Origin of the sequence: Paenibacillus jepli, from assembly GCF_047238105.1 — a bacterium.
Taxonomy (GTDB): Bacteria; Bacillota; Bacilli; order Paenibacillales; family Paenibacillaceae; genus Paenibacillus_D.
Map to the genome: position 1 here is coordinate 653,387 of NZ_JBDFMD010000001.1, position 23,102 is coordinate 676,488.

Consider the following 23,102-nt stretch of genomic DNA (forward strand, 5'->3'; position numbering starts at 1 on the left):
AGCGGCATCCGTGCATGACAATTCCCTTCTGGAGCCAAGATAAGCAATGTTGGATTCAGATCAACAAAGTCATGAGGGAGGCTGCGATAATGAAGCGATGGTTGGCATTCGTGCTCATATTTGGACTTCTCGTGCCGCACGCACATGCATCCGATCGTCCGGATATTTCCGGCGCCCTGCCGGGCGCTGAGGTACTGATCGATGTCGGACATGGAGGAATTGATGGCGGCGCACATCATGGGGACATTCTGGAGAAGGATATCAATCTGGCCATTGCCCGGAAGCTCTATCTGCTGCTTGGCAGCCAAGGCATCGACGCGGTCCTGAACAGAGACAGCGACTATGCGCTTAGCGATGATAACCGCTGGCATATCAGCCGTTCGAGACATCGACGCGACCTCTCTCAGCGCCGTCAGCTGTCGCAAGAGATTCCTACACGGATCCTCGTGAGCCTCCATGTTAATTGGACGCCGGACCGCAGCGAACGCGGTCCGGTCGTCTTGTACAAGGAGAATGGCCAGAGCATGCTGCTCGCTCAGTGTATCCAGGATGCACTCAACCAGCAGCAGCAGACGCGGACTTTGCCTCGCAATGGAAACAACTTCTATATGCTTCGCAAGACAGACAAGCCTGCAGTGATCATCGAGGTCGGGTTTCTCAGTCATGCCGGCGACCGGCAGATGATGACCAATTCTCAAGGTCAAACGGCCATCGCTCAAGCGATTGCCAACGGATTACGGCAATATCTGCTGATCACGGGCCATTGAGGGAATAAGATGGGAAGCCGTGACGAAAACAGTTGACGCATCCTGCTCAGGAGACCATCTGCGAAGCAAAGAAGCAACATTTTTGCCGGACGGCCCGACATGACCAATCGCGATGACCTCGGGCGACTCTTGCAGGTAACGTGCCAGAAGCACCAGCTGCCGCTGGATATGGCTAGCTTGGTAACGGTCATCCAGGAACAGCTTGTTGATCAATACAGGCACCTTTACCTTGTCAGCCACTTCCGTTATGACGGACTTGTGCGTCGTCCGGCTGTCCAGGTAATATAGCCCGTGTTCCCTGCATACCTCCAGGACGACTGTCATGATCCGGCGATCGGCCGTAATTTTGGACCCCATATGATTGTTCATCCCAACAGCATGCGGGATGGCTTCGATCGCTGCCTCTACCCGGTTGCGGATCTCTGCATCGCTCATATCTGCGGTCAACGCGCCAGGGCCAAGCCATTCCTTCTTGCCCCGATTAGGCTCCATCGGCATATGGATGATTACCTCATGACCTCTGCGGTGGGCTTCCTCCGCATCTTCCTTGCTGGACGGCAGGAATGGCATCACCGCGACTGTAAGCGGGATGGGGAGCGCCAGGATGTCTTCTGTTCCCGACATCCGATTACCGAAATCGTCGATCACGATAGCAATGCGCTTGCTCGGCGGGTGGAGGGCAGGCAGCGAGGCAGACTGTCCACCCGCATAAGCGCTTGCCGGACCAGCCAGTGATAGCCGCGGTGCGGAGCCAGTCAATGATACGGAGAGCAGCACGAGGCATAGTGTGGTTAGTCTAAGCCATATCGACATCTGAATGGTCATCTCCTTGCCAGCGAAAGTCTCCTCTCATTGTGTGGAAATGCCCTTCAGAATATGTACCTCTTGCCAAAATAATAAAAAAAACAGATCCCTGTCGGCTATACTACACGACAAAAACCTGCTTTTCTAATTAAGATATGCGGTCGAGAGGACTCGAACCTCCACGGCTGTTACACCACTAGAACCTGAATCTAGCGCGTCTGCCAATTCCGCCACGACCGCACGATAGTTGTGATTCACACCGAAGCGTGTCTTGATCACGAGATTTATCTTAGCATGCAGCGGGATGGGAAGTCAAGCTGATCAAAAAAATAAAAGAATTTCGAAAATTCGGGCGATATGCGATTTCTCCATTAAAAAACCAGCCCTTTAAGGACTGGAATGATTAAGCTGTATATAGGAGATCTTCCATAATGGTTACTAGCCGGTAATTCATATGCTCCAGCTTTTCGATCGCACGGTCTTGCCACTGCGGACTGCCCATCATCCATTTGTTGACCTGTATTTTCTCATAAGCTTCGTCCATGGCAATAATCTCATCCGTATTCATCAGATCTCTGTCGTAGATTCTGACGCGATACAACAGATCGCCAACTGTGTTATACAGACGCTCAAAGTAATCGTTGTTCATATCCTAATCGCCTCTCTTTTAATCTAGTCTATTGGATAAGCCTTTGTATTCATATCGTATGCTGCGATGATAGTATTTATTACCCACTCCCAGCGGGATGAAACAGCACGTTCGGTAGTTGCTTTTATTATACGGGATATTTTTGTAATATTCAAGTTAATTAATCTAACACAATCACATGAAATCCTTCATAAATGTAACATAACAATTACGTTATACGTCATAATCATTGGTATGAGCCGCTATAACGATCCTTTCTGCCGCTATTGCCAAGGTGAAACGGCTGTCGCCGTCCTCTGGCGGCGCAGCGCGTTTCATTCCGGAGAAATATAAGCCAAGTAGATGTGTAAAACATATACTTTCTTACTATTTAACAAAACCTGCTCACCCAGGTTGGCACTGCGATACGGACACAATAAACTCTATTTTGCAGAAAAGCCCACCAGAAACAGTTCCTGCGGACCCACGATCCGTTATTTGCTGGTTTTACGCCCGTTAGCCCCCGTTTACAGACCGATAACGGATCCTCTGTCCGCAAGCAGTTCTAAAAGCCCGCCCATGCTCGAAATAAGGGCTACTGAGACCGCTCGGAAGCGAGCACACTACCCTCAGCGGTCTTCTTCCATACTCCGTCGACCTGAAACATATAAAATCTGGCTATAAAGCACAAAAAAAACCGCAGGACGCACCTGCCGGCGCTTCACTGCGGTATCTGCCACCTTTATCCTCTTTAATCAAACAAATCGCCAAACACATCGAGTACCGTCTTCTTCTTCTTGCGTTTGTATGGATAGCCATGTTTGTCATAGTATCGCTGCTCGGTAGCTCGCTCGTGATACGGACCGTTAGGACCATGCTCCCCGTAACCGCCTTGTGGCTGCTGCGGCGCTCCATAGGTGCTCTGCTGACCCGGGTAAGGATTGGCTGCCGGACCTCCGTAAGGCTGCCGAGGCGGCGCCCCATTGCCGAAGCTAGGGACCCCGCTCTGCTGTGGAGGCATGGCTGCTTCTGGCATCGATTGGTCCCACGATTCGAGCTCCTGCCTCATTTCGTGTACGCCTCTCATCAGCTTGTCCAGTTCGCCTCGGTCCAGCCATACGCCTTTGCAATCCGGACATACATCGATCATTACTTCGTTCTTCTGCACCTCACGCATTCGCACATCTTCGCAAACGGGACATCTCACTGCCTTCAACCTCCTGTAGACTACGCTTCTTCTCGCTTGTTGGAAGCGGGCTCGTAGCTGTACGAACGACTTAGCTTGACAACCCTTCTGTTCGGGCGGCGGATCATCACATGCGCGTCATCCCAAGCCACGACAATGCCCACTACATCGTTACTCTCGATCGCGTCTCTGACGACCCGTACCTTGACACCATCCTGCCGATACTGATCCAGCTGCGCATCAGACACCATGATTTGAATCTTCCTTTCGCACCAACAACGGAAAAGACCTCCATGCCGCACTTTGCCGTTCATCGAGGTCTTCCGTTATGCACTATTTTGTGCTATTAGAGCCGGCGGTTAGCCAACATGTTCTCTTGAATCATTGGTTTCGAACCACTCATCCAATACACGTGAGGACATCACACGCTTCTCGATATACTCACTCTGACGCTCTGTAAAATGAGGCTTCCAATCCATCTGGAGTTCTTCACCCAGCTTCACGATCGTAAGCAGCTCTGACCAGGCAACATATCGTTTGTACCAAAAAAACTGCGGATGCTCGATCATGTAGGGATAGAGATCGTCGAATTCCGTATGCTTGCAGTCGAGCGCACGCTCGAAGTGCACCTTGGCATCATTCAGCTTGGTTTGAAAAAAGTCCAAAGAAAACTCTGATTTCCCCATAGTTATCTGCCTCCTCTCGGCCACTTACTAGCTATTATAAAGGAAAATGTCCCTTGAGGAAAGGGGAACTGCCCCCTGCCCTCAGACAAAGGTGATCTTGCCGCCTTCAAGCGATGCGATCTGCACGAGTGATTCCACTCGTATTCCCTGTTCTCTGAGAGCTCTGCCGCCGGCCTGGAACGATTTCTCCACAACGACCCCCATCCCGGCCAACTCGGCACCGGAACGCTCGATGATCTTGATCAACCCCCGTGCAGCATCGCCATTGGCAATGATATCGTCAATAAAGAGTACACGATCTTCTACTGTAAGATATTCCTTTGAGACCATAATATCTGTTACAATACCTTTAGTAAACGACGGCACACGCTCGGACAGCGCCTCGGGATCCGCAATCAGTGTCTTCTTTCGTCTTGCGAACAGAAGAGGCACCCCCAGTGTCAACGCCGCCGCAAACGATACGGGGATCCCGGATGATTCGACAGTGATCACTTTGGTAATCTTTTCTTCTGCGAACCTTCTGGCGAACTCTCTTCCCATCTCCATCGTCAGCACCGGGTCAACCTGATGATTAAGCAAGCCATCCAACTTCAACACGTCGCTCGACAGGATCGAACCTTCGCGCAAGATGCGTTCTTTTAGCAAATCCATGGTTTCACGTCCCCTTTACCGGATGACCTTTTTTGGATAAGTTACCACAGCCGGTATAGGTTGCGCAACTTCAATTTTAGTAAACCTGCCCGTTTTCAGCACTCGACAGGAGGTTCCCCCATGACAAAGGATCTTTATATGCGGCAGTTCCGGCGGCTTGCGGCAGCGACCGCGCTTACTATAGCCTTGTCAGGCTGCCAGCAATCTCCGGCAGACTCTCCATCTCTGCTCGGACAAGCTTCCGATGTGTTCGCGCCGGCGGGAGGTCATAGCGAAGGCCAGCAGCCTGCGCATGCCCCGGGACCAGGTGCAGAGACCCCTCAACAGTCATATGACCGCCAGCCTCCAGCTCCCAGGGCAGAAGACCCGCTCGTCCGTCCAGACGAGGCAGCCAAAGGGCACGGCACCGGGGAGAATGTCAGACCCTCTCAAGGCGATGTCACATCGGATGTCATCGAAGAGAAATGGAATACAAACGTGCCTAAGCTGATCAATCTCGCCATCGGAGAAAGCATCACCAAGGCGACCGAGCAGTTCGGTGACGCTGCAGAGACATACATCTTGGCCGACGATGAGGATCAGATTACCGTCAATGGCTATAATGGCTTTGCCATCGGATATGGCAAGGATCAGCAGATCCGGTTTATCGAAGTGTTCGAATCTGGCGTTCGGACCGGCTTGAATGGCGTGCGAATCGGCGACTTCGAGGAGAATGTACTGGAAGCGCTGGGCAAGCCGACCACACATACCAGCTACGTCATCGGGTACAAAGCCAAAAGCACCCTGCTCAAATTCGATATGGACCCCAAAAGCCGGGAAATCCTCTCCATCAAGCTGTTCCTACAGGTTTAATATCCGCGCTGCAATTCGCATGATGGACTAGTCATGCCTGTCCCCCAAGACTCATACGCTAGTAAGAGCAGATATGAGGGGGGACGTCGATGAGAAGCATCGGACGCATCTTACAGGTCGCTTTGACCTACATCGGTACTGTCGTCGGCGCAGGTTTTGCGAGCGGCCAGGAGATTATCCAGTTTTTCACCCGTTTCGGAGCCTGGGGGGCAGCGGCGATCATCATCTCCACCGCCCTCTTCGTATGGCTGGGCGCCAAGATGATGCTGATGGCCTCTTCGATCTCAGCCCGTTCGTATGAGGACCTCAACAAAGCGCTATTCGGACCCCGCGTCGGCAGTTGGGTCAGCCACTTCATGCTTGTCGTATTGTTGGGCGTATCAGCCGTCATGCTGGCAGGAGCCGGAGCCATCTTCAAGGAGCACCTCGGCATCCATTATCAGACCGGCCTGATGATCACGCTGCTCGGCTGCTTCCTGCTGCTCCGCAAAGGGATGGAGGCGATTCTCGCCGTCAACACAGTCGTCGTACCTGTTATGCTCATATTTACTATTCTCATCATGGTCGACAGCCTCACTTCGCCGGGTTCGGACCGCTGGCTCCTGCTCACCAGCGATCATTCGCCGTGGGCGCTCTGGGCTTCTCCGTTCCTGTATACAGCCTTCAATCTTTCATTAGCGCAGGCGGTACTGGTCCCTCTGGGAGCACGTATCAAGGACCGTCGCATCATCCTCACCGGAGCCTGGATCGGCGGCATCGGCATCGGCTTCATGCTGCTGGTCGGTCATATCGCGCTTTCTCAGTATATGCCCGGGATCACCCAATTCGCCATTCCGATGGGCGGCATCGCCAGACAGCTTGGCGGAGCCATCCAGCTCATCTACATTTTCCTTATCTTTGCCGAGATTTTCACGACGCTGATCGCAGATATCTACGGCCTCTCCCTACAGCTTCGCGAGCGGCTGCGCTGGCCGCGAGAACTGCTCATCCTGGCTATCCTTCTTGTCTGCTACGCAGCCAGCCAGATCGGCTTCGGCCCATTGGTGTCGACCCTGTATCCGCTTTTCGGTCTCATTAGTCTAGGTTGGTTATTCCTCATCATCCGCAAGCGCGGCCTGGAGAACTAGAAGCTCACTGGGCTTGTGCTCCGCTGCCGTTTTGCAGATAGACCTCTTTGATCTGGCTGATCACCCGCTCCAGGGAATATTCTTTCTTCGCCCTATCCCATGCCGCCCGGGCCATATTGTACCGATAAGACGGATCCGAGACGAGCTTCTCGAGCGCATCAGCAAGCGCTGGCGCATCCTCCGGCGGCACCAGCAGGCCATTTACACCGTCCTTGATCTGCTCGGCGATCCCGCCGACACTCGTACCGACCAACGCGAGCCAGCAGAGCGCCGCCTCGGCAAACACTGACCCGAATGCTTCCGCCCGCGAGGGCAGCACGAAGATATCGAAGAAGGGCATGAACTCTTCCGGATGCAGCATGTATCCATAAAATATGATCTCGTCATACAGATTCAGCTCGACCGCGAGCTCCTCCAGTTCTTTACGGATCGGGCCATCGCCGATAATATGCAGGACGAACGAGTGATTGCGCCTCTTCAACTTCGCGCAGGCATGAAGCAAAATATCGAGCCCCTTGGCAGGCACCAGGCGGCATACCGTAATCAACTGCGGCACAGCGTTCTCATGCGAGATCGGCTTGAAGCGCTTCTCGTCAAAGCCGTTAGGGATCACCTTGACGCGTTCAGGAAACTTCAGGTAAGGAGAGAGGTACTTGCGGAACGACTCCGACACGGTCAGCAGTCCATCCAGTCGATGCTCCAGTTCACCGTAGATGGCGGTCAAAAACTGATGCTCGGCCCCACCTTCACGGATCTTGCCGTTAAGGATCAGCTCGCGTTCATAACTCGAGTGGATCGTCATCAGAACTGGTGTATCCGGGAACAGCTGCTTCATGACGAGACCGGCAATCGGATGGTGGGCATGAATCAGGTCATAGTTCGTTTTGATCCGCATCCGCGTCCACCAGACATAATCTTTGTAGGTTTGAATATATTTGTCCAGGATCGGATTGCCCTCGAACTGCTTGTGGTCGATCGTCGCGAAGCTGACGTCCTCCTGACCTTTATTCCGAATGCGCTTAGGCAGAGAGAAGATATCCATCGGCCAATCCATCTTGTGGAATCTCTCCTGAATATATGGGACCATGGAAGATACGCCGCCCGGCTGTTCCGGCGGAAAAAACAGCGCCTGCAATATGTTCAACCTGTTGCCTCCTATCCAGCCGGGCGACGCCCGACTGCTGCATTGACAAATGTAGCTCAATTGGTTTAATTATACCCCTTTATGCAGACGAATGACAGAGTCAAGGGCCACGATTGCAGCAACGACAGCGACACAAAAGAACAGCCGGGCGCGCTTCAATAAGCGCAACGGCTGTTCTTATCCTCCCGCAGCAGATCAGGTGTCCGAGCCTTCACCTGACTCTGAATTGGTCGTATACTCTTCTGCCTGATTGACGCAGATGAGATGGCTGTCCGGATCGAGAAATTTCAGATAGCCCCCTGCCGGAGGGGTAAAATAAGGCTCCTCGACGATCCGTACACCGGCTTCTGCCAGGCGCTCATGCAGAGCCTTGATGTTTTTGGAATGAAGCTCCAGCGCGTGGATTGGCTGACCGTCAATCTCCCACTGCGTGGGCTGGATCGCTCTTGCATCCGTCACAAGCAGGTGAAGCGTCGGACCGGCGCCGCGTCCATCTCCACCGCCCCCGTTCCTGATGTGCAGGAAGCAATTTTTGTCGTTTACCGACTGCGGGTTCTCTTCCACGAATCCCAGCAATTCCTTATAAAAAGCTACCGACTTTGCCAAATCGGCCACCGGCAGTTGAATAAGTGTGTACCCGTCAACATCCGCTTCGTAGTGATTCATAGAAAGCCTCCTTCACAGGTATAGTAGTTAGATCCGCCTGAACGGATACTGCGCCTCAAAGTGCTGCGGCGCCCTTTCTCTCCTATACCCGACTCTCCCGGTTCTGAACCCCGCAACACGCGTGGTTCATCCTGTCATCCCGGCAATCTGCCTGTCATAATCCTCTCGCAGCTGACCCATCAACAGCAGATCGGTGTAGCGCCCCTGCCGATAATGACGCTGGCGAAGCCGCCCCTCCTCGCGGAAGCCGCAATGCTGATAGCACTGGATGGCGGCACGGTTGTCCTCATGCACCTCCAACTGCAGCCGGTTCAGACCCAGCTCATGATACACAAATTGCTGCAGCACGCCGATCGCCTCGCGACCGTACCCCCGTCCGTGATCCGCGGGATCCCCGATGACGATCCCCATCTCGGCCATTCGGTTCTTCCAGTCGATCTCGAACAGATCGAGCTGCCCGATATAATCCTCACTGTCCCGGTGGGCAATAATGAATCCCCGATGACCGCCTTCCCCCTCCATGACACGATGCAGGAAGGTCTCGGTTTCGTGCATCGTATGCGGATACAGGAATGCATCGGACAACCCGCAGGTGATAACGGGATTGTTGACCCAGGCTCTCATATAAGGGAGATCCTGCAGACGGTATTCCCGCAGCATAATCCTGGCTCCATGCAGATGCGGCATAGCCTCTTACCTCCTTCCAGCCCGATGCGACATCACTAGCTTGCCATACCCGCCAAGGACGCCTGCATAGACCAGATGTCCTGACAGCCACCACAGCAGTGCCGACAGATCGCCTGTACCGGGCGTTCTGTCAGATGCCAGCGTCAGCGGCACCCAGGTGAGAGAAGCCGTCAACCCGATGGCGGCGGCCAGCAGCCACGGGCGGCCCCGCCACGTGGTCAGGACGGCGTACAGCCAGCCCAGAGGCACCGCTATGAGCAGATGCAGTCCGAACTCCAGCCATTCCGGCATCGTCTGCGGCAGCCAGTCTACAAAATCGACATTCAACAGCAGCGTATACACAAGCTTGCCGCTCTCATGCTCGATCCACTTCAGCAGGCCGCCCAGCACAAGCCCCGACAACAGGCCCGCGGCTGAGCCGTGAATGATGATCCGCCGCCAATTGCGGTTCATGGTGCGCTCCCCCTGCCTTTATAAAGAAAAAAGAGCCATCTTCAGCTCTTTGGACGACTTCCAGCATCGTTATTTATCATTCGACAGACCATCTTGCTTTACCGGGATCAGGATCTCTACCGGCTCTTCTTCAAGATGCTCATCGATATAGTACACTTCAATCGTGACCGCATTGTCGTCTTTCTTGAGATTATTCTCGGCCATCCATGCCGCAATCTGCTCATAGCCCTCTCCCATCCGCTCGTTGGTGCAGGTAACCATAGCGTAGGTATGCTCCGGTATGGTGAATTGGACCATGCCCTCCGGCACTTCTTCGAGATGAGCCGTCTCGTAGCTCGACCAATACGTAGCGAACACTTCATTGCCGTGGAAGGGACTGTACAGCACCGATGCATTAATCGGAGTGTGCAGCTCATGCTTCCTGGCGAGGAACTCGCTCTGCAACCGGATCGCCTGCTCAGGCAGCGTAGAGTACGGTCCGGAATAGCTGATGCCTACCAGATTCAAAGAAGGCTTGTTTACCATCATGCAATTGTCCATAGCGGTTTCCTCCAACAATCAGTTTGGATACTGCTTGGCTTGAACGCTGTCTGACGGCAATTGTTAAGTCTATTAGTCATTGTACTAATTTATTATCGTCCACTGCAACTTTTTCGCAAGAATTATTTGGAGTATACTAAATCTACGCGATTCCCATGAAAGGCGGTGCACCCATGCAGATCGTCGCCATGCTGACGATGCTTATCGACCATGTGGGTCTGGTCTATTTTGCCGGCGACCCGCTCTGGCGCATCATCGGCCGGCTGGCTTTCCCCCTTTATACTTACGCACTGGTACAGGGCTTCTTCCACACCTCCAACATGAAGCGGTACCTGCTGCGGCTGACGATGATTGCACTGCTCTCCCAGGTGCCCTATCAATGGGCGCTCCACTCGGACGACATCAATGTGGTGGGCACGCTGCTCGTCAGTCTGCTTGCTCTGATTGCGATGCAAAGGTGGTCACATCCCGCTTTGATGGTCGTAATCGGCTGCGGGGCAGCTTATATCCTGGAGACGTTTAACTTCAATTATGGCTATTACGGACTGGCTCTCGTCCTCATCTACCGGTACAGCCAGTCTCATATGCAGGTACTGCTCCATTTCCTGCTGAACCTGTCCACCTTGCTTTCCAAGCACTGGGAGACCCAGCTCTACAGCGTCTTCGCAACCGTGCTGCTGGTGTATTGGCCCGTCTTTTACCGGACCTTCGACCGCATCCCGCTCCCGCGCTGGGTGTGGCGCAGCTTCTACCCCGGCCACCTCGTCCTGCTGGGCGTCGCGCAGCTGATCATCTAGCGAATTATTTGTTCTTCTGCTCCAGCGCAGCCTTCAGCGCATCGCCAAGACTCGAGCCCAGCGTCACGTTGTCGCTGAACTGCTGGACGAGCTTTTCCTGCTGCCGGCGGTCCTTGCGGCCGCCGCCGCTGCGTTCGCCGTCCAGCTTTTCTACGAAGTTGCAAGGCCGGCACTGCGCATATTTGCCCGCTTTGCCGGTATGGATCTCCATCTTCTTGCGGCATTGCGGGCAGCGCTTGTTGGAGAGCGCCGGTTCTGCGGCGCGGCGATAGCCGCACTCGCGGTCGGAGCAGACGAGCGTTTTGCCCCGCTTGCTCTTGATCTCCATGAGCGGCTTGCTGCATTCGGGACAACGCGACTGCGTCAGATTATGCGGCTTGTACTCCTTAGTCTCGGCCTTCACTTCGCCGACCCACTTGGCCGCCTGCTCGCGGATGGCGGCCATGAAGCGGCTGCGATCCCCCTTGCCCCGGGCAATCCGCTCCAGCTCCCGCTCCCACTCCGCCGTCATCTCCGGACTGCGCAGCTCGTCGACGACCAGCTCGATCAGCTGCTTGCCCTTGCCTGTCGGGACCAGACGGTTACGCACCCGCTCGATTGTATCGGTGTTCAGCAGCTTTTCGATGATATCCGCTCTTGTCGCAGGAGTGCCCAATGCGTGTTTTTCCATCACCGAGAGCAGTGCCGCTTCCGTATATTTGGGCGGCGGCTGCGTGCGCAGCTCCCGCGCTTTGGCGCTCTTGATCTGCAGCTCTTGGCCGACTCTGAGCGCTGGCAGCAGCTGCTGGGGCTCCTCGTTTTGAGGCGCCGCTTCGTCATCCTCATCCTCCGGGATGACGGCAGATCCGTATACTTCTTTCCAGCCCAGATCCGTCTGCACCCGGCCTCTGGCATAGAGGGCATCCCCGCCTGAACGCAGCACTACGCTTGTCTCGTCATAACGGTACACGGGGTAGAACAAGGCAACGAACCGTTTGACGATCAGATCATACAGCTTGCGCTCTTCATTGCTGAGCGCACCCAATTGTACATACTGCTCGGTAGGAATGATCGCATGATGATCCGTCACCTTGCTGTCATCAACGATGCGGCGGGTAATCTGGAGCGGCTGCCGCAGCACCTTTCTCGCAAGGACGGCATAAGGCCCCACGGCGATGCTCTCCAGCCTCCCCTTAAGCGTGGGCGCCATGTCAGAGGTCAGATACCGCGAGTCGGTTCGCGGATAGGTCACCAGCTTGTGCTGCTCATACAGCCTCTGCAGCACCGAGGAGGTCTGCTTGGCAGAGAAGCCAAGCCGTTTGTTGGCGTCCCGCTGCAGCTCGGTCAGGTCGTAAGCAAGGGGCTGCGGTTCGGACTTCTGCGACGTCTTGAGCTTATCCACCCGGGCCGCTTTGCCGTTCAGCCGGCCTGCTGCCGCCTCCGCAGCGGCCTTGTCCCACAATCGTCCATCATGCGACTCCTGCGGTCTGTATGCCCCCTGGAAGCTCCCCAGATCGCCGCTGACCGTCCAGTAAGGCTGCGGCTGGAAGCTTTCGATTTCCTGCTCGCGCTTCATCAGGATGGCCAGGGTAGGCGTCTGTACGCGCCCTGCTGCGAGCTGGGCGTTGTATTTGACCGTTAGCGCCCGTGTCATATTGAGCCCGATCAGCCAGTCCGCTTCCGCCCGGCACACCGCAGATGCGTATAGATTATCGTAGTCGCGGCCGGGCTTCAGCGACCGGAATCCTTCCTTGATCGCCTTATCCGTCTGGGAAGAGATCCATAGCCGTTTGAACGGCTTGCGCCAATGCACCAGCTCCATAATCCAGCGGGCGACCAGTTCCCCTTCGCGGCCGGCGTCTGTGGCGATGATCAGTTCCTTGACATCCTGCCGTTTGCAGAGCTGCGCTACTGCCCTGTACTGCTGCGATGTTTCCTTCATGACCTTGAGATTCATCTTCTGCGGCAGCAGCGGCAGATCCTCCAGCGTCCAGCTTTTGTACTTGGCATCGTAATCTTCGGGTTCCGCCAGCGTGACCAGATGCCCCAGCGCCCAAGTGACGACATAATCCGGGCCTTCAAAATGATGCCGCTGTTTTTGATGACAGCCCAGTACCCGCGCCAGTTCCTTGGCGACACTCGGCTTCTCTGCCAATACCAATGATTTCATATGCAAAAACCCCACTTCCATAATGAACATGTCTGTTCACCATTATCCATGGAAGTGGGGACGCTTGTCAAAGCCTGGATGCTTGGCCTGGCAGTATCTTATCTTTTGACAGTGAGCGTGCCGGGATCGTACTGAACGATACAGTCGGGGGTGTCCAGCTCCTCCAGCTGCAGACGCGGATTGACGGGGTAGCTGTCCATGCCGGAAGCGGCATACGGGTAGATCCGGCTATTCCAGCAAGAGGTGTCGGTGGCGTTGGCATCCAGCCACAAGTCCATATCCTCCGCCTCCAGAATGACCGGCATCCGCTCGGTATACTCCGAGACGATGCGGTTGGACATGGTTGTCACAATCGTAAACGTACGATGCTCCAACCCGCGCGGGTCCACCCTCGTCTCATACAGACCAGCCATGCCGAAGACAGGCTTGTCCCGCAGTACGACACGCAATGAGCTGCTGAGCTTGCCTTCGGTCCTGGTCATGTAAAAACCGCTGCACGGCACGATGCAGCGCTGACGTTTGAGGATGCGTTCAAAGATTTTCTTGCCGCTTACGGCATCATAATCCGCATTGACGGAATCTTTGGCCCAGTAAGGAAAGAATCCCCATCTCGAATCCACCAGCTCGCGTTCATGAAGCTTGCCGATGACGATGGGGACCTGCTGCAGCGGCGAGATATTGTACCGTCTCCTGTAGGGAGTCATCATTTTGGTAATGCCGAAGGTTTGTTGGAGCTGGACGATGTCAGCCGTCAGGGAAAAGCGTTCGCACATGGAGATCAGCCACCTTTTTTACCTCCATTATCCGCAGCTTTTGCCATCTTATGCATGACCTTCCGATTTAGAGGCTGCTAAGCTTCTAGAAAAGTTTCCAGAATAAAGTCCTTCTCTACGATCCGGGTCGCCGCATCGACCCCTACAAAGCGCAAATGCCACGGTTCATAAGCATACCCCGTCTCTTCTTCCTGACCTTCACCGTATCGGATAATAAAGCCGAATTCATGCGCATGCTCGCTAAGCCACTTGCCTTCCTTGGTCTGACCAAAGCTTTTGACCAGTCCGTAATTTACGCTCCCGCTGGACACGTCCATGGCCAATCCCGTCTGGTGCTCGCTCTCTCCCGGATAAGCGCTGGTCCGGTTTGCTTCCGCCTCGCCCTTATCTCTGGCATTGCGCTCGAAGATCGCCTGCTGCGTGGCGTATGATCGGTAGCCGGACACCGCCTTCAGCTCGATGCCCTCCGTCTCCGCCCGTGCAAACAGCCGCTCCAGCGCCCGGGCCGCCGGCTGGCGCAGTTGCTTCTTGGGGTGGTCGCCGGAGAAGGAGAACGGCACATCCGGCACGACCAGATCCGGTGGCGTGTAATCCGAAGGCAGACGGCGCTCCTTGTTCACAAGCACCAGCATGCTGGTGACGTTGGTGATGATCAACTGTCCGTCACGCTCTTCGGCGGTTGCGCCCGGACGATTCGCATCGATCATTGCAGTCAAGGCATTCTCCAGCGCTGCTTTGGGATCAGCCAGCGCCGCTTCAGTTGCAGCTGCGCTACTCGTATGCTGGATGAAGGGAGGGGCAGGCGTCTGGGATGCGACCTGCTTGATGAGCAAGTGGTCGAGCGGCGTCTCGGCCATCGCCAGATATCCGGTACCGGCCAGGATGAGTAGTAGGGCAGCTACATTCTTTTTCGATAGATTCATAAGCCTATGCCTCCCAATCTAGTAGTCGTAGATAGAGTATAGGACGAAGTTGTCTCCTTATCGTCTCGACTTGTTTCGGACTTGTAAACTCTTAATACGTGACGCTTTCATAGTCAATACCCGCGTAAGCCCGCGATGAAAACAGCTAGGGTTGGAAGTACCGCATACACGCAATCTCTCTGAATAAAACGGAACAGACGAGGGAAGCTATAGCTGGGCCCAATATGCCGGCAAGTCCACTAGTTCAGATCGATTTGAATCGGAGTGAAAGCCAATGTTTAAGCTTCTGATGAAGTGGGTGGTAAACGGAACTGTCGTCGTTGCCTTCCTTATGTATTACTCCAACGCTACTTTTGGGATGGCAGCTCTTATGGCTACGGGCCTGACAGCACTGTCATATCTGATCGGTGACCAGGTCCTTCTGCGCGCAACCAACAGTCTGATCGCCGCGATATGCGATGTACTGCTGGCTGTAGTCTACTTCGGCGTATTATCGTATGCACTGGGTCTGGGTATCACCTGGGGTGAAGCCTTCTTCCTCGGCCTGCTGGTCGGTGTAGTGGAGTGGGTCCTTCACAGGTATGTCTTTAAAGATAAGATGAGTGTCGATGGGACATAACACCGACGGCAATACGAAGGGAGGGGTAAGCATTGCCCTATGAGACGATCAATGGAATCGAGATGTATTACGAATCTAAAGGAGAAGGCATGCCGATTGTCTTCATCCATCCGCCGCTGCTTACCGGAGCCGTGTTCCGCTATCAACAGAGCTCCCTCTCCCCGAGCTACAGGGTCATCACATTCGATATCCGGGGGCATGGCAAGAGCAGTCCTTCCGAGACTCCTCTGACATACGGACTGATCGTGGAGGACATGAAGCAATTGATGAACAAGCTGCAGATTGAAAAAGTGATCGTCGCGGGCTATTCTACGGGAGGGTCCATCGCCCTGGAAGCGATGCTTACGTATCCGGATCTTTTCGTCGGCGGTGTGTTGATAAGCGCCATGTCTGAGACGAGCGACATCTATCTTCGCAACCGGATCCGCATCGCTGTCGGCTTGTCTTCATGGCGCCCGTCAGAGCGGCTGCTCCGATGGGGGATTGCATGGGGGAACTCGGACAGCCGCACCACTTTCCGCACCCTGAGAAGTGATGCCAGGCGGGGCAGCCGCCGTAATATCAGACAACTGTACGCCTACAGCCTGCAGTATCGCTGTACCGAAAGATTGCCCGAGATTCAGGCTCCTGTCCTGCTCCTGTACGGCGGCAAAGACCGGAACTTCAAACGGTACCGGACGATCCTGCGGCATGGGCTTCCGCACAGCCAGCTGGTTGTAATCGGTTCGGCCAAGCATCAGCTGCCGACAAAGGCGGCTCTCCAAACCAACGATGTCATCCGCCGCTGGGTAGCCAAAATAGTCAAAGAAGCGAACCTGGGTGTTATCCATGCGCCCGAAAGCGAAGCAGATGTAACTGCCGTTCATATCACTGAATCTGATCCGTCGGTCCTGGATCAAGAAAACCGCGCCTCTCCTTAGAAGCGTGGTGAAAAAGAGGGCCTTTGGGTAGTGGATCGATCTTCCGATCGCTGTGGTTCCCAGAATTCTTGAATCATAACCTCTGATTGAGGTTGAATTCCGGGAACCACGGCGAGTCAACGCTTTCTGAAAGAAAGCGACATCGGAAGCATATGCTCCGCTTCTACAGAATCGATCCACACCTCTCCGGCACTTTTTCACCAATCTTTTAGAGAAGCGCGGTTTTGTATGCCGCGTCCGAACTATTTTTTGAAAGGCTCGTTCTCCACTTTGATCTTCCCGTCCTGCAGCTGATGGATGCCATCGCTTGTGCCTGCAGTATACATATCTTCCATCAGTTCTTCAGTAAGCTCGCTGCCTTCCAGCTCGCGCCGCTCCTCGTTGGACTTATTTTCTTTCACCGGGCATCGCCCCTCTTCGTGTTATTGCCGGACTCCGGAGTCGGAGCACCGGCAAGTTATTGTTCCCGGCCCTCTCTGCTTCATTCGCTGCCTTCCTCAGCTAGCGTAAAAGCCTGCTATTGTAGGCAACGACCTCGTCATAAGACAGAGCGCCGCCGAAAATGTCCAATGCACTGCCGATCGTAATGTCCAGCCGGCCGTCTGTCAGCTCGCGGAAAGCACCCAGATCCTCCATCGAACGGCAGCCGCCTGCGTAGGTCGTCGGAATCGTCACCCAGCCGGCGAGTGCACGCGCCAGATCCTGCTGCACACCCGAGCGCTTGCCTTCGACGTCAACGGCATGAATGAGGTATTCGTCGCAGTATTCCGCCAGCTGATTCAGATGGGTCTCGTCGACGGAGAAGCTGCTGAATTGCGTCCACTGCTTGGTTACCACGTACCAGCGGTCATCCTTTGCCTTGCAGCTCAGATCGATGACGAGACGGTCTTTGCCGACCTCCGAGACGAGCCGCTGCAGATTGCCTTCGTTGAGCTCGCCGCCTTCAAACAAGTACGAGGTGACGATCACATGGGTCGCGCCCTGCTCCAGATAATGGGCCGCATTATCAGCTGTAATGCCGCCGCCGATCTGCAAGCCGCCGGGATACGCCCGCAGCGCCTCGACTGCAGCTGTCTCGTTGCCGCCGCCGAGCATGATGACATGGCCTCCCCGCAGCTCATCCCGCCTGAAGAGGTCCGCATAATAGGCCGAATTATGCTCGGACACAAAATTTTCGATAATTGGTTTTTTGCCGGTCCCCAGCGTTTCGCCGACGATTTGTTTGACTTTTCCTTGATGCAGATCAATACACGGCCGGAATTGCATCGTTATGTCCTCATCCTTTCCGAAGTGACACAAGTGTCGAACTCGTACAAAATTTAGTAGCGGGACCGCTTCTCAAGCTTGTGAACCTGCACCAGAGCAATTATAATAATGAGGAACGCCGCCAGGGCAAGCATCGGAATGGTGATGAAGCCGAACCAGTTGAGGTAATCCTCTGCGCAGGATACGGCGCCGCAGGCATTGGCCAGTCCAGAGTCCTTGGGCAGGTTCTGCAGCAGGATGTGATACGCAGAAAATCCGCCGCCGATGATTGCAAGCGGCAGCACATAGGGTATAATAACCGAAGAGCTGCGCGCGGTGGCAATACCGAGCAGGAGCACCAGAGGGTACATGAAGATGCGCTGGTACCAGCACAGGCTGCACGGGACATAATGGAGAACCTCGCTCAGGTAGAGACTGCCGAGCGTGGCCACGACCGACACGGCCCAGGCCAGGAACAGCCAGGAACCGCTTTTTCTATACTTCACTTCTATCACTCCTTGCTCTCGCGTCGACAACTTTATATTCTACATACCCAGGCTATATCCGGCACGTGTATATGGCATGGTTGCCAGTAGTTGCATGGCGGATCTACTTATGTACTGGAATGTATTGAATAAAATTTTAGCATGAAGAAAGGAGCTTGTATATGCACAAATGGGCGATGTTCGGGGTTTTTTGCCTAGCCGGAATATTCAGCATCTATCTCATCCTCTTCACCCTTCCGTCCAAGGAAGAAGCCGAACGGGAAGCAGCCTTTGAAGTGCCAGTGCGCGAGATTGACGCGGGCGCTGCCGAGCAGCTGCTGACTCAGCAAAATTGTATCGGCTGTCATGGCGGCAATCTCGAAGGCGGCATGGGTCCGGCGCTGGACAAGGTCGGCTCGACCCTGACCAAAGAACAGATCTACCGCGTCATCATGAATGGCGGCAACGGGATGCCTGGCTTTGAGGATCAATTGACCGAAGACGAGATCATCAACCTCTCGCTGTTCCTGGCAGAGAAACAATAATGAATGAGGAATAACGCCGTTGCCTTTGGGGGCAACGGCGTTTATATGTGCTTATAAGTTGCCCCGGGGGACAATGGCGTTTCACTTGCTTATAAATTGTCCCGGGGGCAACGGCGTTTATATTTGCCGCGCTCGAAATGTTCTGCAAGGATTGGTTTGGTGCTTAGAGCGTTCAAACATCACGTGGAAAAGGTCTACAAGTATCATTTTGATGCCACTAGTGTCTCGTTTCACTCTCAGCCGTGTCCCATAGGACAACGGCATGAGATGTGCTGATCATTGTCCGTGGGCTTTATTGGCCCTTCAACGGAGTTTTATTTGCTGCCAACGCGACCAGCAAGAAGCTGCGGCAATGCCGAGTAACAGTCCCGATATCGGCGAGACGACGGCCATCCCAAGCAGGTTGGCGCTGTCTGAGACGATGAACTTGAGCGCCACAGTGACTACCATCGAACCCGCGACGATCAGCCAGTAGACCGCTTTGCGAGACGCCGGCCGTGTCTGTATGTGTTGGGTCTGTCTGACTTGGACAGGAGCTCCGGCAAACGCTCTGATCACAAGCAGCATCAGCAGCGTCAGACCCAGCAGGGAGAGCCCGTGCTGCAGCAGCTTGTAGAGTTGGTAACCAAAGATCGAGCCCTGCAGCCATTCGTAGCGGACGACAAAATAGCCATGCCGGTGCGTAAAGGCGTCGACGAACAGATGCGAGACAAAGCCGATCAGCACAGCCACGATAAAATTCAATCAGCCTGCCGGTCTGCGCATATCCACAGGCGAGCCGCGGACTGCCAGCGCAAGAGCGCGACGGTCCATCCCCAGCCATGAAGGCAGATGCTGGGCCAACGGCTCCTTGACCAGGAGGTGAAAGAGCATGGCCAGCAATACGCTTAGCGGCAGCGCCTGGACGATAAAACCAGGCCAGGAATGACCGATCGTCGCATGCGGCTCGAGCGCCAGGAAATACTCGAAATCGGGCGACATACTCCCCAGTATAAGCCCTGTCATGCTGAGGCGCCGAACGACCAGCTTGGCAGGCAGTGCATACAGCGGATGAGCAAAGGTAAAAGGCATCCCAACCCCCCCTGTACGTTAGCGGTTGCGTGTGATGACGTATGCCCGCTCCGACTTGGCGAAGCCGAGCGCCTCATAATACGGCTCAGCACCCGGCGCAGAGAGCAGCACCAGCGAGCTCTCTTCTCCTATCGCCTGCTGGACTCTGGCGATCAATGCTTTGCCGATGCCTTGCTTCTGATATTGCTTGTCCACCGCCAGATCGGACAGGTAACAGCAATAGGCAAAGTCAGTGACGGCCCGGGCCACGCCGACCATCCTGCCGTCCGCCCAAGCCGTGACCAATAGATCCGCCCGATCGATCATCCGCTGGATCCGGTCCAGATCCTCATAAGGACGCTTGATCCCCGATGAACGGAAAACCTCCGCCACATCCGCCGCCTGTATCTCTTTGTCATCCTTATAGATAATCATCGATACGCCCCCCCAATAGATACGGTAGTTTCCGTGATTTTATCATAACTGATCCAAACGGCAAGCGAACAAAACAAATTCTACAGCCTTATGCTGGCACCGTGATACCGTAGACATTGAACGTGCTAAATGCAGACCAAACTGCGGGGTGCCGCGATGTTGGAGCGGGCGGCGAGGCTGGTGGAGGTGCTGTAAGGGAGAAAAGATTCGTTGGAGTGGGTGTTTTGGGGTCAGTGGTCTGGCTGACTTTGCTGCTCCCATGGAAAAAACCGCTGACCTGAGGTCAACGGTTCAAGGAGTAGCACCTTGTCACACGGCTTTGCGTTTTTTGCGGCATTCCGATTTGGACTTCGTGCACGTGTTGAAGACGCCGGTAAAGTCAAGCCGATGGTCGCTGACCACGAACCCGAACTCCCGCTCGACCCGCTCCTCGATGCTCTGCAGCCAATCGTCCTTGATCTCCTGGACCGCTCCGCAGTCCCGGCAGATCAGATGATGATGCATATGGGCATGGTCGTCACTGCGCAGATCAAACCGGGCTACGCCGTCGCCAAAGTTGACCTTCTCGACGATTTGCAGATCGGTGAGCATCTCCAGCGTGCGGTATACGGTTGCCAGACCAATCTCGGGAAATTTTTGCTTGACCAGCATATATACGTCTTCAGCGCTCAGATGATCCTTTTCGTTTTCGAGCAGCACACGGACTGTTACCTCCCGCTGCGGGGTGAGCTTGTAGCCCTTCATCTTCAGCTGATGATTGATCTTCCCCAGTTCTTCCATTACCGGTACCATAACAGACACCTCCAATTGTAGTACTGGACACCCTTATTTAGAATGATTCTCATTTGATTATATCTCAATCGGGCGAATTTAGCAAAGGATGTCTTTTAGTTGTCTTTTCGATGTCTTTTAGTACTGGAACTGAAGGGCTATTCGCGGTATTCTTCGCGGAATGGAAGGATATCAAGCGGTATCGGACGACCCGAGGCAGGTATATACTCGGCCTGGAACCTTCCTTTGTAATGAAAGACTGGGCCGAGCAGCGGATTCCTCACCGTAACCTCGATCCGGAAGCATCTGGCATCATCATCGTACCATTCGCATACCTCGGCTTCCCCAGTACCGATGCGTGGCCACCTGAACTGAAGCGGGCCTTCATAAAAACGCTGTTCCCCGGATCGGATCCGGATGCCGCCGCGGGGATCGGATGACAACTGCAGATCGACCGCCAAATGCTGACGATTGCCCAGATAGTCCACAATCCGCTCCCGCTGCGGGCTGTAGATCATCGAGGCATCGAAGGTGCGGATGCGGCGCGGAAACCGGAATTTGCGCACCCAGCTGACCGTCTCGCGCCCCTGCTTGTCGGTATAGGCATAATTGTGCACTGTGAAAGGGATCTCACTGCCGCCTTCAGGAAACATCAGATGACGGGTCGCCCCCAGTGCAAGCGGCAGCGCAGCTGCCCGGGCATACCAGATCCGCTCCATCATCCCCCGGCCGATGCAGGCGATTCCGTCGGCACTAGAGAACCCGAATCGCTCGCGGATCCGGGGATGCAGCCGCTCAAACTCGGCCCCCATTGCTTTTTGGTATATAGAAGGCATCGGCTGACTCCCTCCTCTCTGCGCCTGCGGCCGGCCTGCGCCGGCAGCGTCCGGCATGCGGCAGCCGTTCTCGTGTCCCTGCAGCAGCCAGGCCGCAGCCCAACAGTGCCAGCATAAACGTCAGCGGTTGAAACGGCTGGCTGAGCAGCTCCGGGCGGCTCCACAGCACCGGCAGCGTCAACCCGAGCAGGAACACGCTATGCAAGCCATATGTCCAACGCTTGCGGTGCTGCAGCAGGATCAGGACGCCGAGCAGGATCTCGGCAATGCCGAGAACCTTGACCACCTGAACTTCATAACCGGGTGCCCAGCCCGTCGACTGCAGCATCGCCAATTCCCCGGCATCAGGATACAGCAGCTTGGGCACCAGACCCTGATAAATCCAAAGCACGGCAAGCACAATAACGAGGCAATAGTGAATGCAAGCGTTTCTGATCGTGATGGCTGGTGGAATATATTGTTCAAGCCATATGCGCAGTACATCGAAGCTCCATGCCGTAGCTCGTCCGAATAACGGTCTGAACAGCAGCCGGTCCAGCCAATATCCGCACAAGCCAAAGCGCGTATCGTAATCGAATCGGGTCATGAAGGAGATGTGGTCATGCCGTTTCTCGTACCGCCAATAGCCCGACCCGTGCCGGATCAGAGAGAACGGCTGGTCCGAAGCGAAGACGAGGGTCGACATTCGCCCCCCTTCCTTCAACTGGTTGGCTTGTGTCTCTCCTGTACCCTTGATGGCCATCCCGGCCCCAATGCGAGTAATATATTCAAACTGCTGTGGGGCATCCTCCGAATCGCGAGGCAAATAATCGATCTTGCTGAATCTTACATCCCACTGCTCATGCAGCCTCGGAATCTGGGTATGCTCCCACAAGGTATCCATGTCCGTCTGCATATCCAACTGCACATAAACCGGCTTGCGTCTCATAGCTCTTCCCCCCCGATCATGAATCGTCCGCGGTTCCGGGCATCCGGCACTATGCAGACCGCGCTGCGCCCGAACCATCTGTAGCGCGCCTTCGCTACCCAGCGGTAGATCCCGTCTCGGATCGGCACAGGCACCACTATCCCCAAGTAACAGAGACGATAGAAACCGCCGAGCTTGCGCAGCGTCCGCAGCGCTGCTGTGGAGCGGGTATAACAGACGCCGCCATCGATCATGACGAAGGTATCCCGCTCCATCGCCGGAAGTCCCGCCTGATGCAGCCGCAGCCGGCCTTCGTCTGATTGGAGCGCCGCAAAACGGAAGCGTCCGTATGGATCCCGCCGGACAACAAAACGCGTAACCGCGTGGCAAAGCAGGCATTCGCCGTCTATGAGCAGGAGGATTCGTTCCTCCGGTCTATATCTGCTGTTGTTCATC

At 54.9% G+C, this 23,102-nt stretch carries 29 protein-coding genes, 1 tRNA gene and 1 pseudogene; 7 read left to right on the plus strand and 24 right to left on the minus strand.

Annotation, left to right across the window (positions count from 1 at the left end; translation table 11 throughout):
- Nucleotides 1-89 precede the first annotated feature (89 nt).
- The gene (locus ABC336_RS03100; protein WP_413237267.1) at nt 90-767 is read left to right on the plus strand and encodes an N-acetylmuramoyl-L-alanine amidase family protein; all 678 of its coding nucleotides are present in this window, start codon (nt 90-92) and stop codon (nt 765-767) included.
- On the opposite strand, the gene ABC336_RS03105 is transcribed toward ABC336_RS03100, so the two are convergent.
- From ABC336_RS03105 to ABC336_RS03135, 7 genes are all read right to left on the minus strand, one after another.
- Nucleotides 735-1,580, minus strand: coding sequence for a divergent polysaccharide deacetylase family protein (locus ABC336_RS03105; RefSeq protein WP_413237268.1), 846 nt, complete (start codon nt 1,578-1,580; stop codon nt 735-737). The genes ABC336_RS03100 and ABC336_RS03105 overlap by 33 nt on opposite strands.
- 147 nt (nt 1,581-1,727) lie before the next feature.
- A tRNA-Leu gene (locus ABC336_RS03110) sits at nt 1,728-1,811 on the minus strand.
- Nucleotides 1,812-1,974: 163 nt separating this feature from the next.
- A complete protein-coding gene (locus ABC336_RS03115; RefSeq protein WP_413237269.1) occupies nt 1,975-2,220 on the minus strand; it encodes a hypothetical protein in 246 nt (81 codons plus the stop codon).
- A 730-nt stretch (nt 2,221-2,950) separates the two neighbouring features.
- The gene (locus ABC336_RS03120) at nt 2,951-3,406 is read right to left on the minus strand and encodes a zf-TFIIB domain-containing protein (RefSeq protein ID WP_413237270.1); all 456 of its coding nucleotides are present in this window, start codon (nt 3,404-3,406) and stop codon (nt 2,951-2,953) included.
- Between the two features lie 20 nt (nt 3,407-3,426).
- Nucleotides 3,427-3,636 (minus strand): hypothetical protein, encoded by a 210-nt coding sequence (locus ABC336_RS03125; protein WP_413237271.1) that lies wholly within the window; start codon nt 3,634-3,636, stop codon nt 3,427-3,429.
- Between the two features lie 108 nt (nt 3,637-3,744).
- Nucleotides 3,745-4,071 (minus strand): hypothetical protein, encoded by a 327-nt coding sequence (locus tag ABC336_RS03130; protein ID WP_413237272.1) that lies wholly within the window; start codon nt 4,069-4,071, stop codon nt 3,745-3,747.
- Nucleotides 4,072-4,152: 81 nt separating this feature from the next.
- Entirely contained in the window at nt 4,153-4,722 is a 570-nt protein-coding gene (locus ABC336_RS03135; protein WP_413237273.1) for a xanthine phosphoribosyltransferase, read from the minus strand.
- Nucleotides 4,723-4,842: 120 nt separating this feature from the next.
- Between ABC336_RS03135 and ABC336_RS03140 the strand changes: the two genes are divergently transcribed.
- Together ABC336_RS03140 and ABC336_RS03145 are read left to right on the plus strand one after the other, a co-directional pair.
- Nucleotides 4,843-5,574, plus strand: a complete 732-nt coding sequence (locus ABC336_RS03140; protein WP_413237274.1) for a hypothetical protein — start codon at nt 4,843-4,845, stop codon at nt 5,572-5,574.
- Between the two features lie 89 nt (nt 5,575-5,663).
- On the plus strand, nt 5,664-6,701 hold the full coding sequence (locus ABC336_RS03145; protein ID WP_413237275.1) for a YkvI family membrane protein: 1,038 nt from the start codon (nt 5,664-5,666) through the stop codon (nt 6,699-6,701).
- A 4-nt stretch (nt 6,702-6,705) separates the two neighbouring features.
- Here ABC336_RS03145 and ABC336_RS03150 read toward each other — a convergent pair whose 3' ends face one another.
- From ABC336_RS03150 to ABC336_RS03170, 5 genes are all read right to left on the minus strand, one after another.
- The gene (locus ABC336_RS03150; RefSeq protein ID WP_413237276.1) at nt 6,706-7,845 is read right to left on the minus strand and encodes a glycosyltransferase family 4 protein; all 1,140 of its coding nucleotides are present in this window, start codon (nt 7,843-7,845) and stop codon (nt 6,706-6,708) included.
- A 195-nt stretch (nt 7,846-8,040) separates the two neighbouring features.
- Nucleotides 8,041-8,511, minus strand: coding sequence for a VOC family protein (locus tag ABC336_RS03155; RefSeq protein WP_413237277.1), 471 nt, complete (start codon nt 8,509-8,511; stop codon nt 8,041-8,043).
- A gap of 126 nt (nt 8,512-8,637) precedes the next feature.
- Nucleotides 8,638-9,198 (minus strand): GNAT family N-acetyltransferase, encoded by a 561-nt coding sequence (locus tag ABC336_RS03160; protein WP_413237278.1) that lies wholly within the window; start codon nt 9,196-9,198, stop codon nt 8,638-8,640.
- Nucleotides 9,199-9,204: 6 nt separating this feature from the next.
- Nucleotides 9,205-9,651, minus strand: coding sequence for a hypothetical protein (locus tag ABC336_RS03165; RefSeq protein WP_413237279.1), 447 nt, complete (start codon nt 9,649-9,651; stop codon nt 9,205-9,207).
- Between the two features lie 69 nt (nt 9,652-9,720).
- Nucleotides 9,721-10,191 (minus strand): GyrI-like domain-containing protein, encoded by a 471-nt coding sequence (locus tag ABC336_RS03170; protein WP_413237280.1) that lies wholly within the window; start codon nt 10,189-10,191, stop codon nt 9,721-9,723.
- Nucleotides 10,192-10,364: 173 nt separating this feature from the next.
- On the opposite strand from ABC336_RS03170, the gene ABC336_RS03175 reads away from it, so the two are divergent.
- The gene (locus tag ABC336_RS03175) at nt 10,365-10,988 is read left to right on the plus strand and encodes a TraX family protein (protein ID WP_413237281.1); all 624 of its coding nucleotides are present in this window, start codon (nt 10,365-10,367) and stop codon (nt 10,986-10,988) included.
- A gap of 4 nt (nt 10,989-10,992) precedes the next feature.
- Here the strand turns inward: ABC336_RS03175 and ABC336_RS03180 are convergent, their stop codons facing one another.
- From ABC336_RS03180 to ABC336_RS03190, 3 genes are all read right to left on the minus strand, one after another.
- Complete coding sequence (locus ABC336_RS03180; protein WP_413237282.1) at nt 10,993-13,137, minus strand: DNA topoisomerase III; 2,145 nt, start codon at nt 13,135-13,137, stop codon at nt 10,993-10,995.
- Nucleotides 13,138-13,235: 98 nt separating this feature from the next.
- Nucleotides 13,236-13,910 carry an SOS response-associated peptidase gene (locus tag ABC336_RS03185; protein ID WP_413237283.1) on the minus strand — a complete coding sequence of 225 codons (675 nt, stop codon included), beginning with the start codon at nt 13,908-13,910 and terminating at the stop codon, nt 13,236-13,238.
- Nucleotides 13,911-13,987: 77 nt separating this feature from the next.
- Nucleotides 13,988-14,833, minus strand: a complete 846-nt coding sequence (locus ABC336_RS03190; RefSeq protein ID WP_413237284.1) for a M15 family metallopeptidase — start codon at nt 14,831-14,833, stop codon at nt 13,988-13,990.
- Nucleotides 14,834-15,107: 274 nt separating this feature from the next.
- Here ABC336_RS03190 and ABC336_RS03195 point away from each other — a divergent pair, with 274 nt between their 5' ends.
- Both ABC336_RS03195 and ABC336_RS03200 read left to right on the plus strand, forming a co-directional pair.
- Nucleotides 15,108-15,452: a DUF2512 family protein gene (locus tag ABC336_RS03195; protein ID WP_413237285.1), complete on the plus strand. Its 345-nt coding sequence runs from the start codon at nt 15,108-15,110 to the stop codon at nt 15,450-15,452.
- Nucleotides 15,453-15,484: 32 nt separating this feature from the next.
- Nucleotides 15,485-16,372 carry an alpha/beta fold hydrolase gene (locus ABC336_RS03200; protein WP_413237286.1) on the plus strand — a complete coding sequence of 296 codons (888 nt, stop codon included), beginning with the start codon at nt 15,485-15,487 and terminating at the stop codon, nt 16,370-16,372.
- A gap of 242 nt (nt 16,373-16,614) precedes the next feature.
- Here the strand turns inward: ABC336_RS03200 and ABC336_RS03205 are convergent, their stop codons facing one another.
- From ABC336_RS03205 to ABC336_RS03215, 3 genes are all read right to left on the minus strand, one after another.
- Complete coding sequence (locus ABC336_RS03205) at nt 16,615-16,773, minus strand: hypothetical protein (protein ID WP_413237287.1); 159 nt, start codon at nt 16,771-16,773, stop codon at nt 16,615-16,617.
- A 100-nt stretch (nt 16,774-16,873) separates the two neighbouring features.
- The gene (hisA, locus tag ABC336_RS03210; protein ID WP_413237288.1) at nt 16,874-17,638 is read right to left on the minus strand and encodes a phosphoribosylformimino-5-aminoimidazole carboxamide ribotide isomerase; all 765 of its coding nucleotides are present in this window, start codon (nt 17,636-17,638) and stop codon (nt 16,874-16,876) included.
- Between the two features lie 53 nt (nt 17,639-17,691).
- On the minus strand, nt 17,692-18,123 hold the full coding sequence (locus ABC336_RS03215) for a disulfide oxidoreductase (protein WP_413237289.1): 432 nt from the start codon (nt 18,121-18,123) through the stop codon (nt 17,692-17,694).
- Between the two features lie 161 nt (nt 18,124-18,284).
- Here ABC336_RS03215 and ABC336_RS03220 point away from each other — a divergent pair, with 161 nt between their 5' ends.
- Nucleotides 18,285-18,647 (plus strand): c-type cytochrome, encoded by a 363-nt coding sequence (locus ABC336_RS03220; protein WP_413237290.1) that lies wholly within the window; start codon nt 18,285-18,287, stop codon nt 18,645-18,647.
- A gap of 303 nt (nt 18,648-18,950) precedes the next feature.
- Here ABC336_RS03220 and ABC336_RS03225 read toward each other — a convergent pair.
- The 6 genes and pseudogenes from ABC336_RS03225 to ABC336_RS03250 all read right to left on the minus strand — a co-directional run bounded on the left by ABC336_RS03225 (nt 18,951) and on the right by ABC336_RS03250 (nt 23,101).
- Nucleotides 18,951-19,718: pseudogene (locus ABC336_RS03225) on the minus strand (DUF4184 family protein).
- Between the two features lie 18 nt (nt 19,719-19,736).
- The gene (locus ABC336_RS03230; RefSeq protein WP_413237291.1) at nt 19,737-20,132 is read right to left on the minus strand and encodes a GNAT family N-acetyltransferase; all 396 of its coding nucleotides are present in this window, start codon (nt 20,130-20,132) and stop codon (nt 19,737-19,739) included.
- Nucleotides 20,133-20,441: 309 nt separating this feature from the next.
- Nucleotides 20,442-20,924 carry a ferric iron uptake transcriptional regulator gene (gene fur / locus ABC336_RS03235; RefSeq protein ID WP_413237292.1) on the minus strand — a complete coding sequence of 161 codons (483 nt, stop codon included), beginning with the start codon at nt 20,922-20,924 and terminating at the stop codon, nt 20,442-20,444.
- 137 nt (nt 20,925-21,061) lie between these two features.
- Nucleotides 21,062-21,739: a DUF4166 domain-containing protein gene (locus ABC336_RS03240; protein ID WP_413237293.1), complete on the minus strand. Its 678-nt coding sequence runs from the start codon at nt 21,737-21,739 to the stop codon at nt 21,062-21,064.
- Nucleotides 21,699-22,667 (minus strand): DoxX-like family protein, encoded by a 969-nt coding sequence (locus ABC336_RS03245; protein WP_413237294.1) that lies wholly within the window; start codon nt 22,665-22,667, stop codon nt 21,699-21,701. The genes ABC336_RS03240 and ABC336_RS03245 overlap by 41 nt, the downstream gene beginning before the upstream one ends.
- The gene (locus ABC336_RS03250; protein WP_413237295.1) at nt 22,664-23,101 is read right to left on the minus strand and encodes a thiol-disulfide oxidoreductase DCC family protein; all 438 of its coding nucleotides are present in this window, start codon (nt 23,099-23,101) and stop codon (nt 22,664-22,666) included. Before ABC336_RS03250 ends, ABC336_RS03245 begins: the two co-directional genes overlap by 4 nt.
- Between the last annotated feature and the right edge of the window lies 1 nt (nt 23,102).

Excerpts from the sequence above, each read along its gene's own strand:
- ABC336_RS03145 (WP_413237275.1), top strand. The coding sequence starts at position 5,664 with ATGAGAAGCATCGGACGCATCTTACAGGTCGCTTTGACCTACATCGGT.
- ABC336_RS03230 (WP_413237291.1), bottom strand. The coding sequence starts at position 20,132 with ATGATTATCTATAAGGATGACAAAGAGATACAGGCGGCGGATGTGGCG.
- ABC336_RS03185 (WP_413237283.1), bottom strand. The coding sequence starts at position 13,910 with ATGTGCGAACGCTTTTCCCTGACGGCTGACATCGTCCAGCTCCAACAA.
- ABC336_RS03245 (WP_413237294.1), bottom strand. The coding sequence starts at position 22,667 with ATGAGACGCAAGCCGGTTTATGTGCAGTTGGATATGCAGACGGACATG.
- ABC336_RS03240 (WP_413237293.1), bottom strand. The coding sequence starts at position 21,739 with ATGCCTTCTATATACCAAAAAGCAATGGGGGCCGAGTTTGAGCGGCTG.
- ABC336_RS03190 (WP_413237284.1), bottom strand. The coding sequence starts at position 14,833 with ATGAATCTATCGAAAAAGAATGTAGCTGCCCTACTACTCATCCTGGCC.
- ABC336_RS03105 (WP_413237268.1), bottom strand. The coding sequence starts at position 1,580 with ATGTCGATATGGCTTAGACTAACCACACTATGCCTCGTGCTGCTCTCC.
- ABC336_RS03155 (WP_413237277.1), bottom strand. The coding sequence starts at position 8,511 with ATGAATCACTACGAAGCGGATGTTGACGGGTACACACTTATTCAACTG.
- ABC336_RS03175 (WP_413237281.1), top strand. The coding sequence starts at position 10,365 with ATGCAGATCGTCGCCATGCTGACGATGCTTATCGACCATGTGGGTCTG.
- ABC336_RS03170 (WP_413237280.1), bottom strand. The coding sequence starts at position 10,191 with ATGGACAATTGCATGATGGTAAACAAGCCTTCTTTGAATCTGGTAGGC.
- ABC336_RS03180 (WP_413237282.1), bottom strand. The coding sequence starts at position 13,137 with ATGAAATCATTGGTATTGGCAGAGAAGCCGAGTGTCGCCAAGGAACTG.
- ABC336_RS03160 (WP_413237278.1), bottom strand. The coding sequence starts at position 9,198 with ATGCCGCATCTGCATGGAGCCAGGATTATGCTGCGGGAATACCGTCTG.
- ABC336_RS03140 (WP_413237274.1), top strand. The coding sequence starts at position 4,843 with ATGACAAAGGATCTTTATATGCGGCAGTTCCGGCGGCTTGCGGCAGCG.
- ABC336_RS03130 (WP_413237272.1), bottom strand. The coding sequence starts at position 4,071 with ATGGGGAAATCAGAGTTTTCTTTGGACTTTTTTCAAACCAAGCTGAAT.
- ABC336_RS03125 (WP_413237271.1), bottom strand. The coding sequence starts at position 3,636 with ATGGTGTCTGATGCGCAGCTGGATCAGTATCGGCAGGATGGTGTCAAG.
- ABC336_RS03250 (WP_413237295.1), bottom strand. The coding sequence starts at position 23,101 with ATGAACAACAGCAGATATAGACCGGAGGAACGAATCCTCCTGCTCATA.
- fur (WP_413237292.1), bottom strand. The coding sequence starts at position 20,924 with ATGGTACCGGTAATGGAAGAACTGGGGAAGATCAATCATCAGCTGAAG.
- ABC336_RS03115 (WP_413237269.1), bottom strand. The coding sequence starts at position 2,220 with ATGAACAACGATTACTTTGAGCGTCTGTATAACACAGTTGGCGATCTG.
- ABC336_RS03135 (WP_413237273.1), bottom strand. The coding sequence starts at position 4,722 with ATGGATTTGCTAAAAGAACGCATCTTGCGCGAAGGTTCGATCCTGTCG.
- ABC336_RS03195 (WP_413237285.1), top strand. The coding sequence starts at position 15,108 with ATGTTTAAGCTTCTGATGAAGTGGGTGGTAAACGGAACTGTCGTCGTT.
- ABC336_RS03220 (WP_413237290.1), top strand. The coding sequence starts at position 18,285 with ATGCACAAATGGGCGATGTTCGGGGTTTTTTGCCTAGCCGGAATATTC.
- ABC336_RS03100 (WP_413237267.1), top strand. The coding sequence starts at position 90 with ATGAAGCGATGGTTGGCATTCGTGCTCATATTTGGACTTCTCGTGCCG.
- ABC336_RS03165 (WP_413237279.1), bottom strand. The coding sequence starts at position 9,651 with ATGAACCGCAATTGGCGGCGGATCATCATTCACGGCTCAGCCGCGGGC.
- hisA (WP_413237288.1), bottom strand. The coding sequence starts at position 17,638 with ATGCAATTCCGGCCGTGTATTGATCTGCATCAAGGAAAAGTCAAACAA.